Origin of the sequence: Nonomuraea fastidiosa, from assembly GCF_042751225.1 — a bacterium.
Lineage (GTDB): Bacteria > Actinomycetota > Actinomycetes > Streptosporangiales > Streptosporangiaceae > Nonomuraea > Nonomuraea fastidiosa.
The window spans coordinates 2,942,772-2,957,295 of sequence record NZ_CP170570.1; the positions used below are offsets into that span (position 1 = coordinate 2,942,772).

Below are 14,524 nucleotides of genomic sequence, written 5' to 3' on the forward strand. Positions count from 1 at the left end.
CGCCCGAAATTTCCGGGCGGGGCCGGTATTTTTCCGGCCCTGCCCGCACTCTGTAAGACACACGCCCCCGCGATGCGTGCCCGCGTCACCGGTTCTCAGCATTCAGGGGCGAGTTCAACACCTGATTGACGACGGATCAACGGGCGAATGAACGGATCTGTCTGGATCTAGGTGGTCAAAGAACGATGGACTTATCATTTGGCAACAAATCATCTCGCTGGCTGGGAGACGAACGGCATGGCTGGTCAGAGCGGCGAAGGCGGGCTGCGGTTCGCCGTGCTCGGTCCTGTCCGCGCCTGGCATGACGGCCAGGAACTCGACCTCGGCACTCCGCTGCAGCGTTCCATCCTCGGCATGCTGCTGCTGCGCGAGGGCCACGCCGTCACCCCTCAGGAGATGATCGACGCCGTCTGGGGCGAGGAGGCCCCGCCGCGCGCACTCGGAGCGCTGCGCACGTACGTCTCACGCCTGCGCACGGTGCTCGAACCAGGCAGGCCCGCCCGCTCCCGCCCCGAGCTGCTGACCTCCATCGGAGGGGGCTACGCGCTGCGCCTGCCGGAGGACTCGCTCGACCTGACCCGCTTCGAGCGCCTGGTCGCGCTGGCCGAGAAGGCGCGCAAGGCGGGCCGGCTCGCCGAGGCCGCCCGCGAGCTGCGCGAGGCGCTCGACCTGTTCGAGGGCGAGCCGCTGGCCGGCACCGTCGGCCCGTACGCCGAGCACCAGCGCGACCGCCTGATCGAGCGGCGCATCAGCGTCATCGAGACCCTCATGGACGTGGACCTGGAGCTGGGCGAGCACGCCAAGATCGTCTCTGAGCTGATCGCGCTGACCGCCGAGCACCCACTGCGCGAGCGCCTGCGCGCCCAGCTCATGCTCGCCTACTACCGCTGCGGCCGGCAGGGCGACGCGCTCAACGTCTTCACCGAGACCCGCGAGGCGCTCATCGACGAGCTGGGCATCGAGCCCGGCCCTGAGCTGACCTCGCTGCACCAGCGCATACTCGCCGCCGACCCCACACTCGCCGCTCCCGTCAGGCCCGGCGCGGAGGCGGTCACCGCCGAGGAGCCGCCCGCCGCCGAGGACGATCAGCCCGCCGCGCCCGAGCTGCCCAGGCCCGCACAGCTCCCCGCCGCCGTCAACGACTTCACCGGACGCAAGGAGGTCGCGATACGCCTGCGGACGATGCTCTCGGCCCAGTCGGCGGCCGAGGGCGTGCCGGTCGCGGCCATCTCGGGCATCGGCGGCGTCGGCAAGACCACGCTCGCCGTACACGTCGCGCACCTGCTCACCGACGTCTTCCCCGACGGGCAGCTCTACGCCGACCTGCGCGGCTACAGCGACGAGCCGACCGCGCCGGAGTCGGCGCTCGGCGGGTTCCTGCGCGCGCTCGGCATCCCGCCGGACGTCATCCCCGACGGTCTTGCGGAACGTTCCGCGCTCTACCGCTCGATCCTGGCCGAGCGCCGCATCCTCGTGCTGCTCGACAACGCCCGCGACGCCGGCCAGGTCAGCCCGCTGCTGCCGGGCTCGCCGGGCTGCGCGGCCATCGTCACCAGCCGGGGCAAGCTCGCCGACCTGCCCGGCGCCCGGCTCATCGACCTCGACGTCATGGAGCCGGACGAGGCGCTGCAGCTCTTCTCCGCCGTCGCGGGCGCCGAGCGCGTCTCGGCCGAGCACGGCGCCGCCATGGACGTGGTCGCCGCCTGCGGCTTCCTGCCGCTCGCCGTCCGCATCGTGGCCGCCCGCCTGGCCGCGCGCCCCTCGTGGACGGTGGCCTCGCTGGTGCCCAGGCTGGCCGACGAGCAGCGCCGCCTCGACGAGCTGCGGGTGGGCAACCTCGCCGTGGAGGCGACGTTCGCGCTCGGCTACGGGCAGCTCACCCCCGTGCAGGCCCGCGCGTTCCGGCTGCTGTCGCTGTCGAACGGCCCCCACATCTCCGCGGGGGCGGCCGCCGCCGTGCTGGCCTCCGACGCGCTGGAGACGGAGGAGGTGCTCGAATCGCTCGTGGACGCGAGCCTGCTCGAAGCGCCCGCCCCCGGCCGCTACCGCTTCCACGACCTGCTCAAGCTCTTCGCCCGTCGGGAGCTGGAACGCACCGAGCGCCCCGAGGACCGCTCGCTGGCCCTGCGCCGCCTGCTCGGCTTCTACCTGGCCTCGGCGCAGTCGGCGCACGCGCTGGCGTACGAGGGCAGCATGATCTCGGCCAACCTCGTCGTGATCGGCACCGGCCGCACGTTCAGCACCGTGGACGAGGCGGTGGCCTGGCTCATCGCCGAGGGCGACTCGCTGTTCGCCACCATCCACCAGACCGCCGCCTGCGCGCGCACGGAAGAGGACCTGCTGCCCGCCGCCGACCTGCTGGTGGCCATGGAGCCGCTGCTGGAGTCGGGCACCCACACGCGCGAGTTCGACCAGAGCACCCGCGCCGTGCTCGCCGCCGCGCTGAAGAACGGCGACCAGGGCAGCGAGCTGCGCGCCAGGTACGTGCTCGGCCGGGTGCTGTTCGCCGCCAACCGGCTCAAGGAGGCCGAAGAGCACTTCAGGGTCGTCCACGAGCTGTCGGTCGCCCGCAAAGAGAAGATCGTCACCGGCGAGGTGCTCAACGCGCTGGCCGTCGTCGTCGGCAGGCAGCGCCGCCACACCGAGGCGCTGGCGTTCTTCGACGAGGCGATGCGCTTCTACCGCGACAACGACGTACCGGCCGGCGAGGCGCTGGTGCTCAGCTACTCCGCCCGCGATCACCTGGGTCTCGGCCGCCCCGACGACGCGATCGCCGCGGCGGAGAAGGGACTGGCCATCTTCACCGAGATGGGCTCGGGGCCGGCACCGCCCGCGCCCGCTACCACCTCGGCATCGTCCTGTCGCGGGTCGGCCGGCTCACCGAGGCCGTCCATCACCACGCCGAGTGCCTGGCCTTCTTCCGCGCCAGCAAGCAGCGCGTCTGGGAGCAGCGGGTGTGCTCCCGCCTGGCCGAGACGTTCATCGCCGCCGAGCGCTACCCCGAGGCCGTGCGCCACGCGGAGGAGGCCCTGGTGGTCTCCCGTGACATCGGCCACCCGTACGGCGAGGCGCTGTCGCTCACCGTGCTCGGCAAGGCGCTGCGCGGCCTCGGCAACATCCCGCGCAGCCGCGACTGCCTACGCCGAGCCTTCGAGATCTTCACCCGGCTCGGCGCGCCCGAGGCCGGCGATCTGAAGGCCATGCTCGACAGCTTCCCTCCCGATGTCCCCACCGATGTTCCGGACAAGCCCGGCTTCAGGAGCGGCGCCGATTCCGTCGTCGAGTCCTGAGTACAGCTCGTCGTCCAGACGTGTCATCCACACATGGTTGATCAAGGCTGTCCTTAGGGGTGCCACGAAGAAGCTCGTGATCGATGGAGTTCAGCCCGGCCGGCCATCTCCGGCCATCACGCGTCGCTAGGGGGCCCGGTCATCCGGATGCTCCGCGCGGCGGCCTGCCGCCTCACTAAGACGACCGGCCGGACCTGACACGGCCCTCGAACCCCCCAGGCCCGTGCCATGCCCCAGAGCCTCCACCCCCGGGGTCAACGTCGAATCAACGCCGGATCAAAGCAGGAAGTACCCCTCGGCGATGAGCGGCCTGAGCGCGTCGGCGTTCGGGATCTCGCCGTCTCCGACCAGCTCGGCGATCACGTTGAGCAGCGGCCCCAGCGCGAGCTCGCCGTCGCACACGCCGGCCAGCGCGGCCTCCACCGTGCCGACCTCCCTGCTGCGGCGCAGCCCCTGCGTCTGGCGCAGCACGATCTTCATCGGGTCCTCCGCGCCCGGCAGGCCGATGCGCTCGTCCAGCAGGCCGTCGGCGGTGCGCAGCTTCGCCGACTCAAGGCCCTGGGCCCGGTGCGCCGACGCGATCGCGTCGATCACCCCGTCCACGTAGTCGCCGACAGGAAGCGCTACCTGGTGCGCCAGGTGCTCGACGCGTACGACGGGGTCGAGCGTGCCGGAGTTGCGCATCGTGATCCAGCCGAACCCGACGCCCTCGACCCGCTGCTCCTCGAACCAGGCGAGCCAGCGGTCGTAGTGCTCGGCGTAGGCGGGGGTGCCCTGCTCGGCCGCGTCGCGCAGCCACAGCTCGACGTACTCGGCCGGGTCCTGCACGTCGCGCTGCACCACCCAGGCGTCGCAGCCGGTCTCGCGCAGCCAGCCGCCCACCCGGTCACACCAGTCCTCGCCCGCGACGTGCAGCCAGTTGGCCAGGAAATGCGCCTGGCCGCCGGGGTTGAGGAAGGCGGGCGTGCGGCGGATGAGGTCGCGGCAGAAGTCGTCGCCGGACGCGCCCGACTCGCGGTAGGTCAGCCGTCCCGCGCGCCGCGGCGCGATCACGAACGGCGGGTTGCTCACCACCAGGTCGAACCGCTCGCCCTCGACCGGCTCGTACATCGAGCCCACCCGCGCGTCCACCTCGGAGATCCCCGACAGCTTCCAGCTCAGCCGGGCCAGCTCGATCGCGCGCGGGTTGACGTCGGTGGCGGTGATGCGCTCCGCCCGCCCGGCGAGGTGCAGCACTTGCACCCCGCAGCCGGTGCCGAGGTCGAGCGCGCTGCCCACCGGGCGGCGGGTGACGAGCTGGGCCAGGTTGGCCGACGCTCCCCCGGCGCCGACCACGTGGTCGGGCCGCAGCGCGGGGTCGCCGGGACGTACCTTCCTGTCGGAGACGAGGTAGCCGCCGGTCTCCCACGGCTGCAGGTGCACGGTCGCGGTGACCTGATCGCCGTCGGCCGCGACCAGCCCCGATTCGAGCACCTCCGGCGCGACGCTCTTGGCCGGCACGGGAACGCCCAGCCACCACAGCCTGATCAGCGTGCCGAGCGGGTCTCCGTCGGCGGTGGCGCGCAGGGCCGGTATCAGCTCCTCGCGGGCGAGTGCCGATGCGGCGGTGTCGCCCAGGCGCTCGCGAACGCCGTCGATCGTGTAACCGGTGTCGAGGAGATGATGGCGCAGTCGTTCCACCTGACCATCCTTTCACCGTGGACACATCCACATGAATCGACACCGACAGTGTTCACACTGTTACTTTGAGGTCAAGCGTTCTGCAAGCGTGGGACAAGGGACTCGCGATATCTCTGGAGAGGCAAGCACTTACCACCCCCTGGAGCAGGCCCATGCTGCTGCCCTGCCTGGCTTGTGATGCGACGTTCCGGCCCGACGAGTACTTCAGCGCCTGCTCCGACTACGACCGCGGCTTGGACCTCGTCTCATGGACCTGCCCGCGCTGCGGCAACCGTGACGACATGCGGGTGCTGCCGGGCGAGCTGGGTTTCGGCTATCCGAGCGGCGGCAGGTTCGACGTGCACGACCGCGTACGCGTGCCAGGGCTGCGCCGGAGGCGGCGCGACATGCGCCTCGACATCACTCTCGACCGCTCGATCTGGCACGTTCCAATACGGCGTCCCGCCTGCACCGCGGCCCCGCCTGCGACGGAGCCGGTACGCCGTACCTGACCCTCACCCGCATGCCGGACCCTTCGCGGCGCGACCCCGCATGGAGCAGGAACGGTTCAGGAGCGCTGGCGGAGGCTCTGCCAGGCCGCCTCGCCCAGGTCCTTGATCTCTTCCTCGGTCGGCGTGTGCGCCCCCGCGAACCACAGCCGGCACATCTCCTGCGCGGGACCGAGCCACAGCACGTAGCACATGGTGGCGTGCACGGGCCGCAGGAGCCCGTTCTTCATGTGCGGCCGCCACCAGTCGGAGACCTGCTTGAAGAACGCGCGCCGCGCCTCGGCCACCTCGGCGCCGCCCGGCTCGTGCTTGCGCGGCGGGCGCTCGCTGATGAGCAGCCGGGCCTTCTCGGGATGCTCGCCGGCCCAGCGCATGTGGAAGGCCACGATCGCCTCGATGCCGGCTTTGGCGTCGTCGTGGCGGACCAGCTCGGCGAGGAATTCCTTCTGGTAAGCGTCGAGGATCTCGCCGTACAGCACGCCGAAGACGTGCTCCTTGCTGGCGAAGTGGTGGTAGAAGCTGCCGACGCTGACGCCGCTTTCCTCGCGGAGGCTGGCCAGGGTGGTGGCGGACACGCCGTCCTGGCTGAAACGGCGGAGGGCGCCCTCGATGATCCTGGTGCGGCCGTCGCGTCCGTTCTTGACACTCTTCACACTGTCAATGGTGTGGCACCAGAACGTTGTTCCGCAAATAGGCCGGGCTGACCGATCATAGCGGTCACTTCGACCGTACCGGATTGTACCCGCATCACGGCGTCCGGCCAGAGGCGGCGGATGAGTCGCAGCACGCGCCGGTTCTCCCCCATGACGTCCATGCCCACCGTACGCGCGCCGCGCAGCGCGGCCCTGGACAGCAGCTCGTCCACGAGCCTGGTGCCGAGCCCGCGGCCCTGCCAGGCGTCGGCGACGACGACGGCGATCTCGACGTCGGCGTACCCGCCGCCGCGGAAGCTCATGGCGTGCGCGACGATCTCGCCGCGGTCGTCGGTGGCGACGAGGGCCTCGCGGTGCTCGTCCGCGGCCAGCAGCGCCCGTACGAGCGCGGCGGACGGGGCCGAGACACCGGTGAAGAAGCGCAGCGTCTGCGTGTGCAGCGAGAGCCCGGCGAGGAACCGCCTGATCCGCTCCTCATCGTCGGGACGCACCGGACGGAGCTGAGTTCGTTGCATAGACTCAGCCTGCCCGTCGAAGCTGAGTCTGTCAATTGAACTCAGGTATACTGCAAAAATGAACATGCCTTATCGCATGGATTTCCGGGTGGACAATTGCTCGATCGAGCGCACCCTGGAGATCGTCGGGGAGAAATGGACCTTCCTGGTGCTGCGCGAGGCGTTCAGCGGCGTACGGCGGTTCGCCGACATGCAGGCCATGACCGGCGCGCCCCGCCAGGTGCTCAGCGCCCGCCTGGCCCGGCTGGTCGGCGAGGGCCTGCTGCGCAAGGTGCCCTACCGCGAGCCCGGTCAGCGGCAGCGCGACGAATACCGGCTCACCGACAAGGGCCGCGACCTCTATCCCTTGCTCGTCGCCCTCATGCATTGGGGCGACAAATACCTGGCCGGCGAGGACGGCCCACCGGTAGTGCTCACCCACCGCGACTGCGGCGCCCCCATCGAGCTGCGCTTCCGCTGCGCCGAGGGCCACGAGGTGGGCGGGCCGCGCGAGGTCACCCCGATCCCGGGCAGGGGCGCCCACCTGGAAACCGCCTGAGTTCGGCACCACTGGTGCCGGTGCCTAGTCTTGAAGGCGTGTACCGGTTCCTGCTGACGCCTCGATGGCTCGTGCTCCACGTCGTGGTGCTGCTGGTCATCCCCGCTTTCGTGCTGCTCGGGCGGTGGCAGTTCGGCAGGTTCGAAGAGCGCTCCGCCAACAGCGAGCGGGTCACCGCCAACATCGAGGCCCCGCCCGTGCCGATCGACCGGCTCGCCGCGCCGGGGCAGCAGGTCAAGCAGGACGACCGGTTCAGGAAGGTGACGGTCACCGGCACGTACGACACCGCGCACGGCCTCGTCGTACGCCGCCGCCCCCAGGAGGGCCGCAACGGCTTCTACGTACTGACCCCGCTGGTCACGGGCCCCGGCACGGCCGTCATCGTCAACCGCGGCTGGGTGCCCGCGGGCGCCACCGCCGACACCGCGCCCGATGTGCCCGCACCGCCCTCCGGGCAGGTCACGGTGACCGGGCGGCTGCGGCCGAGCGAGACCGAGGAGAACAGCGGCATCCGCGACCGCGGCGGGCTGCCGCCGGGCCAGGTGCTGCTGATCAACGCCGACGCCATCGGCAAGGGGCTGCCGTACCGGCTGGTGGGCGGCTACGTCGAGCTGATCGAGCAGCAGCCGGCCCCGGCCACGGCGCCCGCGCCCGTACCGGAGCCCGACGTCGGCTCGGGAGGGGGGCTCAACCTCGCCTACGGCGTCCAGTGGTGGCTGTTCATCGGCATCGCGATCGGTGGCTGGGTGCTGCTGATCCGGCGCGAAGTGGCCGAGCGCCGCGCCAAGCAGCCGGAGGAGTCGCCGGGCGAGCCGACCGGGAAGCCGTCGAACGAGCCGACCGGCGAGTCATCCGGGAAGCGGCCGGACGAGCCGGCCGGACAAGCGGCGGCCCCTGAGACGAAGACCGGCGCCAACTAGCGGAGCAGTCCCGAAATTTCTCGCCATAGAGAGATACGTCACGCCGGTGCTCCAGCTTTCCCGTCAAGACGGCGGCAGATTTCCGAACTCACGTCCTGACTACGCAGAAAATGCCTGGGTAGAGACATGCGGTGCCTGCTCGCCACGCCGGACGGGCCTGGTCGGCGGGGGATCGCCCGCCATCCCCGTCCCGGCGCTCCCGGGCCGGCGATTGTGCGCAGAGACCCAACGGATACGTCGCAGCTTGTTCGACGTTATGCCGCCGTCGTACGGTTACGTGCGTGACTACGCCGCTGCTCCCCGACCCTGACCCCAGGCGGCGCGACTACGTGATCATCTCCGCAGACGATCACCTGATCGAGCCGCCCGACCTGTTCGAAGGGCGCCTGCCGGAGAAATACGCCGAAGTCGCGCCCAAGGTCGTGGAGACGGAGTCCGGTCACCAAGTGTGGCGCTACGGCGGCGCCACCTACCCGTGCGCCGGCATCGACGTGGGCGCCGGCCTGCCGCGCGAGCAGTGGACGCTCGACCCGGTGCGGTTCGAGAACATGCGCCCCGGCTGCCACGACATCGAGGCCCGCATCAAGGACATGGACACCGCCGGCATCTGGGCGGCGCTGTGTTTCCCCGGCATGCTCGCCCAGCAGGCCGGCATGCCGTTCGCCAGGACCCGTGACCAGGAGCTCGGCCTCGCCCTGGTCAGGGCGTGGAACGATTGGCACATCGAGGTCTGGGCCGGCACCTACCCCGAGCGCATCATCGGCCTGCAGCTCCCGTGGCTGCCCGACCCCGACATCGCGGCCAAGGAGATCAGGGCCAACGCGGCCAGGGGCTTCAAGGCGGTGGTGTTCCCCGAGTTCCCCACCAGGCTGCGGCTGCCGTCGATCCACACCGGCCACTGGGACCCGTTCTTCGCCGCGTGCGAGGAGACCGGCACCGTCGTCTGCCTGCACGCCGGAGACTCCTCCTGGTCGCCTGTGCCGTCGCCCGACACGCCCATCGAGGCCATCACCACGCTCATGCCGACGAGCGCGATGTTCGCCTGCGCCGACTGGCTCTGGTCCGGTCTGCCGCTGCGCTTCCCCGCGCTGCGCATCCTCATCGTCGAAGGCGGCGTGGGCTGGCTGCCGATGCTGGCCGAGCGCGCCGACTACGCCCTCGACCACCCGGTGGCGGGCGAGACGTCATGGGACGGCGGGCTCAAGCCCAGCGAGGTGCTGCGCCGCAACTTCTTCTTCGGCACGCTCGACGACCACGCGCTGTCGGGTGTTCGCCTCGCGGTCGGGCTCGACCACGTGCTCCAGGAGAGCGGCTATCCCCACTCCGACTCCACGTGGCCGGACACGCAGAAGTCGGTGGCCCGCAATCTCGGAACGCTCCCACCGGCCGACATCGCCAGGGTCGCCTACGGCAACGCCGCCCGGTTGTTCGGCCACCCGCTGCCGTCGCGTGCGTGGCTGCGGATGGAGGAGATCTAAGCCTCCTCGACCCGGCCTCAGATGACGTCGTCCGCCATCCGGCCCTGGATGAGGTCCTCCTCGACCTGCCCCTGGATGACGGCGCGCTCGTGCTCGACGTAGCGTCCGCTCTCGCCGAGCAGCGAGGCCATCAGCCACAGGAACACGCCGAAGTCGTCGGCCACCCCGATCAGCATGAGGAAGTCGGGGATGACGTCGACCGGCGAGATGAGGTAGACCACGCCGAGCCCCATCAGGGCGAGCTTGCCCTTGCCCAGGCCGGCGTAGCGCCCCCGCATGACCGCGCCGAGCATCCGCGGGATCGCCCGGACCCTGGTCATCAGTGGCGGCGTGCCCGGCCTGGTCACCTCGCGGTAGGTCCGCCACGCCGCAGCCGCCCGTGCTGCCTTCGCCATCATGTGCAACCCCCTACCCCCGGCTTCTCACGACATAACGCGTCGGAACGGCCAGGGGTTCCTGACCCCCTCACGGCTCAGGGCAGGCAGGGGTGCTCGAACGGCCTGGCCTGCTCGATCTGGGCGGCCACCCGTACGAGGAGGTCCTCGCGGCCGGCGGCGGCCACGAGCTGGACGCCCACCGGCAGCCCCGACGCGGTCCTGTGCAGGGGCAGCGAGATCGCCGGCTGGCCGGTCGCGTTCATCGGCCCGGTGTAGGCGACGACGGACAGGGTGCGGCTTGACGCGGTGGTGAAGTCGTCGGGCGGGATCCAGCCCAGCCTGAACGGCGCCGTCCCCATCGACGGCATGAGCAGCAGGTCGTATCCGGAGCTCCACCAGGAGGCCATCCGGCGGCGGAAGCGGTCCATCCACTGCGCGGACAGCAGGTGATCGGCGGCGCTGCGCTCGCGGGCGGCCGCGACCATGGCGGCGTTGCGCGGTTCCAGCTCGTCCGGCTCGACCGGCCTGCCCCGCCACGCGCCGAGCCCGGCGACGAGCGCGGCCACGTTGTCGGAGACGATCGCGGCGAAGTGCCGGGGGAACTCGGGATCGGCGAGGGCGGCGGGACCGCCCTCCGTGACGTCGTGGCCGAGTGTCTCCAGCAGCGCTGCGGCCCCTGTGACCGCCGCCGTCAGCTCGGGATCCTCGGGTACGTCGCCGCGCGGGTGCGCGGTGAGGAAGCCGACGCGCAGCCGCCCGGGGTCGCGGCCCACCTCGTCGGCGAGCCTGCCGGGCAGCGGCGGGGCGTCGTACGGGTCGCCCGGCTCCATGCCGGAGACGACGTCGAGCGCCGCCGCGGTGTCGCGTACGGTCCTGGTGACGAAGCCGGGGCAGGCGAACCCGTTCCAGCTCTCGCCGAGCGCGGGCCCGTGGCTGACCCGCCCACGCGACGGCTTGAGGCCCACCAGTCCGCACATCGAGGCGGGCACCCTGATCGACCCGCCGCCGTCGCTCGCCGTGGCCAGAGCGACCATCCCGGCCGCCACCGCCGCCGCGGAACCGCCGCTCGACCCGCCCGCCGAGTACGCCGCGTCGTACGGGTTGCGCGTCGGCCCGAACGCCACCGGCTCCGTCGTGATCGTGGTGCCGAACTCGGGCGTGTTCGTCCGCCCGAGCAGCACGAACCCGGCCTCGCGCAGCCGCACCACCCCGTACGCGTCGGGGGCGTCCTCGGCCTCGTCGCGTACGTTCGAGCCCGCGCTGTACGGCTCGCCCGCCTCCCGCCAGCCCAGGTCCTTCAGCAGGATCGGCACCCCGCGGAAGGGCGCGTCCGCCGGGATGGCGTCGATCTCGGCGAGCGCGCGCTCGAAGCGGCGGTGGATGACCGCGTTCAGCTCGCCGTCGGCCTCCTCGATGCGCGCGATCGCGGCCTCGACGAGCTCCCGCGCCGACACCTGGCCGTCCCTGACCGCCTGGGCCTGGCCGACCGCGTCCAGTCGCAGTAACTCCTTCATCCGGCTACGCCTCCGGCGCCAGCTCGCGCACCGCCTGGTCGATGGGCATCGGGCCGGGCAGGGGCGCGAGTACCGGCGTGTCGAGGCCGTTCGCCACGTACTCCTTGATGCGGGCCCGGCAGGTGGCGGCGTCACCGTGCACGATGAGATCGTCCACCACCTCGTCGGGGATGGCCTTGAGCGCGGCCTGCCGGTCGCCCGCTGCCCACGCCTCGTGCATCGGCCGCAGCGCCTCGCCGCGGCCCAGCCAGTCGTGGAAGGCGGCGTACACGGGGACGGTCAGGTAACCCGCGAGCATCCGCTTGGCGGTCTGGCGGACCCGCTCGGCGTCGTCGTCCACGCAGACGAACAGGCGGGCGATCAGCTCGGTGCCTGCGCCGATCTTGGCGCGGACCTTGCGCACGTCATCGGGCGAGAGCCAGTTGGTGATGGCGCCGTCGGCCTCCTCGGCGGCCAGGTGCAGCATGCGGGGGCGCAGCGCGGCCAGCACGATCTTCGGGGGCGTCTTGGGCGCGCGTTCCAGCTTGAAGCCCTTCACCTCGAACGTCTCGTAGCTCTCCGAAACCTTCTCCCCCGCCAGCGCCTTTTTCAAAAAGCGCAGCGTGTCGCGGGTGCGCCCGTACGGCTTGGTGAACGTGCCGGCGTTCCACCGCTCGACGATCGCCGGCGACGACGCCCCGATGCCCAGCACGAACCGTCCCGGCGCGAGGTCGGCCAGCGTGGCCGCGGACATGGCGAGCAGCCCTGGGCCGCGCGTCGAGACGGGCACGATGGCGCTGCCCAGCCGCACCTGCGGCGCCCACTGCGCCGCCAGCGCCAGCGGCACGAACCCGTCGGCGCCGTTGACCTCCGCCGACCACACGTCGGTGTAGCCGAGCGCGGGCAGCTCGGCGACGAGGTCCTGGGCCCTGGACAGCGAGCGGTCGTAGAAGGGGATCGTCATGCCCCAGTTCTGCGTCATGCACGGCCTCCCATTCGGCTGACAGGAGGACCATACCAACCGCTCGGTATGTAGCCCTAGGCCCGGAGTTCGTGCACCGCCGCGATGAAGTCCTTGGTGATCCCCCGCAGCCCCGGCAGGTGCGACAGCCCGACCAGCCGGTCCACCAGCGGCACCGTCACCTCGATGAGCCGGTACGTGCGCGCACATCCCGGCGAGGTGTCGTGCACCCAGAACAGCACCATGCCCATCGACAGCAGCCAGAGCAGCTCGGGCAGCTCCTCGCGCAACTCCGCGTTCATCTTGTCGCGCGAACCCTCGACGACCTCCCGGTAAATGGCGATCGACGCCTCACGCGCGGGCGACGACTGCTTGCTGAACGGGCTGAGCGGATTGGTCGGCTCGGCCGCGTGCTTGAAGAACTTCACGGCGAACTCGTGGTACGGCTCGGAAACCCGCACCCACTCCCGCAACACTCCGCTCAACCTGGCCGCGAACGACTCCTCTGTGGCCAGGAACTCCCTGCACGCGGCTTCGTGCTCGGCCTGCGCGCGGTCGTAATAAGCCTGGATCAACGCTTCCTTGCTGTCGAAGTAGTAGTAAGCGTTGCCCACGGACACACCGGCTTCGGCCGCGATGGCCCGCATGGTGGTCGCTTCGAAGCCGCGCTCCCTGAACAGTCGCAAGGCCGTCTCGACGATGACCTCTCGAGTGCTCTCCGCTCCTCTGTTTCGGGCTTCGGACACGTTCGTCACTTTACGTCGTCGTACGCGGTTAGGTCATGGAGCCGCACGGTGATCGCCGCCACAAGGCAAAGTTGCGTCCGCGGCATGAGTTATCTCCAGTGAATGGTGGGATTGTCGTTTCAGGCGGAAGGGCTATTTCCGCGAAAAGGCATCGACATGTGGATACGTGGAACAGTGCGGCTCCTGATAGTCGCGCTCCTCGGCATTCAGATCACCATAATCGCGCTGGCCTCCGCTGCCTCGGCCGCCACCCGCCCCGAATGGGTGCCGGCACCGGGCAGCCTGTACGGGTCCGGCGGATGGGAGCACGGCCCGGCGCTGCTGACGCTCGCGGACGCGTACGAGATCGGTCCGCGCGTCGCCGCCAGGTGGGCGCACAAGCGGCTCATCGAGGCCCGCGCCCGGCTCAGTGAGGCCGGCGAGTGGCCGTCGTGGGACGACAGCGCGCAGGACGACTTCTGGGGGTCCTCCTCCGACGCCGCCTCCGACGCCGCCCCCGACGCCGCCCCCGACGCCGTGATCCAGGGACGGCCGGCCGCGGTGGACGCGGTCACGACCCGCCCGGCACAGACCAAGGCCCAGCCGGCGCGGACCAAGGCGGAGCCGGCCGCGCCCAAGGCCAAGACGAAGGCGCGTCCCGGGGCCAGGAAAGCGAAGAAGGAGCGCGTACGCTCCCGGGTGGCCGAGATGCCCAGGACGCGCGCGCACGCCGCTCACAGGCACGCTCAGGTCGACCTGGCGCGGGTCCTGCCCAGGAGGGCGGCGGTGACCATGTCGCACACCACCGCCGCGAGCTGGCTCAGGTACGCCGGGCTGCGGACCAAGTCCACCGGCCACTGCACCAGCAAGCACCTGCGTCACTGCACGTCGCTCGACCGCATCAGGACCGGCACCATCGCCAAGATCATCGAGCTGAAGCAGAAGAGCGGCTGCCCGATCCTGGTGACCGGCGGCACCGAGCACGGCCACGCGCCCGGCGTCTACAGCCACGGCAACGGCTACAAGCTCGACATCGCACACAACTCCTGCATCGACCGGCACATTCACCGGCACTACGACAAGGCCGGCATCCGCAGCGACGGAGCGCGGCTCTACAAGGGCGACGGCGCGGTCTTCGCCGACGAGGGCGACCACTGGGACATCCTCTTCCGGTGACAGGGCCACGGCCGTCCAGGGCCGCGTACGCGAGCCCCCGGCCGGCAGAACCACGGCGGACGGAGCCGACCGGCCGACAGACGGAGCGGTTGGCAGCACCACTGACAGCGCGCCACGCCTCGGCAGGCCGCGACCGGCAGGGTCACCCGCACCCCGGCCCCGGCGACGAAGCCGGGGAACACCGCGCACAAAAAGATGTGACGCCGCACGCGAACGTACGGCGCCACACC

Annotated in this window: 13 protein-coding genes and 1 pseudogene; 7 read left to right on the forward strand and 7 right to left on the reverse strand. The window is 71.1% G+C overall.

What is annotated here, in order from left to right; all coding sequences use genetic code 11:
• Positions 1-354: 354 nt before the first annotated feature.
• Positions 355-2,745: pseudogene (locus tag ACFMQL_RS13375) on the forward strand (BTAD domain-containing putative transcriptional regulator); the annotation flags it as partial.
• Between the two features lie 113 nt (positions 2,746-2,858).
• Positions 2,859-3,290, forward strand: coding sequence for a tetratricopeptide repeat protein (locus ACFMQL_RS13380; RefSeq protein ID WP_378790157.1), 432 nt, complete (start codon positions 2,859-2,861; stop codon positions 3,288-3,290).
• A gap of 276 nt (positions 3,291-3,566) precedes the next feature.
• On the opposite strand, the gene ACFMQL_RS13385 is transcribed toward ACFMQL_RS13380, so the two are convergent.
• Positions 3,567-4,970 carry a methyltransferase gene (locus ACFMQL_RS13385; protein WP_364064419.1) on the reverse strand — a complete coding sequence of 468 codons (1,404 nt, stop codon included), beginning with the start codon at positions 4,968-4,970 and terminating at the stop codon, positions 3,567-3,569.
• A 152-nt stretch (positions 4,971-5,122) separates the two neighbouring features.
• Here ACFMQL_RS13385 and ACFMQL_RS13390 point away from each other — a divergent pair, with 152 nt between their 5' ends.
• The gene (locus ACFMQL_RS13390; protein WP_364064421.1) at positions 5,123-5,461 is read left to right on the forward strand and encodes a hypothetical protein; all 339 of its coding nucleotides are present in this window, start codon (positions 5,123-5,125) and stop codon (positions 5,459-5,461) included.
• 56 nt (positions 5,462-5,517) lie between these two features.
• On the opposite strand, the gene ACFMQL_RS13395 is transcribed toward ACFMQL_RS13390, so the two are convergent.
• Together ACFMQL_RS13395 and ACFMQL_RS13400 are read right to left on the reverse strand one after the other, a co-directional pair.
• Positions 5,518-6,111, reverse strand: coding sequence for a TetR/AcrR family transcriptional regulator (locus ACFMQL_RS13395; protein ID WP_364064423.1), 594 nt, complete (start codon positions 6,109-6,111; stop codon positions 5,518-5,520).
• Positions 6,108-6,602, reverse strand: a complete 495-nt coding sequence (locus tag ACFMQL_RS13400; RefSeq protein WP_378785822.1) for a GNAT family N-acetyltransferase — start codon at positions 6,600-6,602, stop codon at positions 6,108-6,110. Before ACFMQL_RS13400 ends, ACFMQL_RS13395 begins: the two co-directional genes overlap by 4 nt.
• An 82-nt stretch (positions 6,603-6,684) precedes the next feature.
• Here ACFMQL_RS13400 and ACFMQL_RS13405 point away from each other — a divergent pair, with 82 nt between their 5' ends.
• The 3 genes from ACFMQL_RS13405 (at position 6,685) to ACFMQL_RS13415 (ending at position 9,562) form a co-directional block, all read left to right on the forward strand.
• Entirely contained in the window at positions 6,685-7,164 is a 480-nt protein-coding gene (locus ACFMQL_RS13405; RefSeq protein ID WP_364064429.1) for a helix-turn-helix domain-containing protein, read from the forward strand.
• 38 nt (positions 7,165-7,202) lie between these two features.
• Positions 7,203-8,084, forward strand: a complete 882-nt coding sequence (locus ACFMQL_RS13410; protein WP_378785823.1) for an SURF1 family protein — start codon at positions 7,203-7,205, stop codon at positions 8,082-8,084.
• A gap of 281 nt (positions 8,085-8,365) precedes the next feature.
• Positions 8,366-9,562 (forward strand): amidohydrolase family protein, encoded by a 1,197-nt coding sequence (locus ACFMQL_RS13415; RefSeq protein WP_364064435.1) that lies wholly within the window; start codon positions 8,366-8,368, stop codon positions 9,560-9,562.
• 17 nt (positions 9,563-9,579) lie between these two features.
• Here the strand turns inward: ACFMQL_RS13415 and ACFMQL_RS13420 are convergent, their stop codons facing one another.
• The 4 genes from ACFMQL_RS13420 to ACFMQL_RS13435 all read right to left on the reverse strand — a co-directional run bounded on the left by ACFMQL_RS13420 (position 9,580) and on the right by ACFMQL_RS13435 (position 13,139).
• Complete coding sequence (locus tag ACFMQL_RS13420; RefSeq protein ID WP_364064438.1) at positions 9,580-9,960, reverse strand: YkvA family protein; 381 nt, start codon at positions 9,958-9,960, stop codon at positions 9,580-9,582.
• Positions 9,961-10,034: 74 nt separating this feature from the next.
• Positions 10,035-11,453 (reverse strand): amidase, encoded by a 1,419-nt coding sequence (locus ACFMQL_RS13425; RefSeq protein WP_364064441.1) that lies wholly within the window; start codon positions 11,451-11,453, stop codon positions 10,035-10,037.
• A 4-nt stretch (positions 11,454-11,457) separates the two neighbouring features.
• Positions 11,458-12,414, reverse strand: a complete 957-nt coding sequence (locus ACFMQL_RS13430) for an LLM class F420-dependent oxidoreductase (RefSeq protein WP_378785824.1) — start codon at positions 12,412-12,414, stop codon at positions 11,458-11,460.
• Between the two features lie 56 nt (positions 12,415-12,470).
• Positions 12,471-13,139: a TetR family transcriptional regulator gene (locus tag ACFMQL_RS13435; protein WP_364064447.1), complete on the reverse strand. Its 669-nt coding sequence runs from the start codon at positions 13,137-13,139 to the stop codon at positions 12,471-12,473.
• 174 nt (positions 13,140-13,313) lie between these two features.
• Here ACFMQL_RS13435 and ACFMQL_RS13440 point away from each other — a divergent pair, with 174 nt between their 5' ends.
• Positions 13,314-14,294 carry a hypothetical protein gene (locus tag ACFMQL_RS13440; RefSeq protein ID WP_378785825.1) on the forward strand — a complete coding sequence of 327 codons (981 nt, stop codon included), beginning with the start codon at positions 13,314-13,316 and terminating at the stop codon, positions 14,292-14,294.
• Positions 14,295-14,524: the final 230 nt, after the last annotated feature.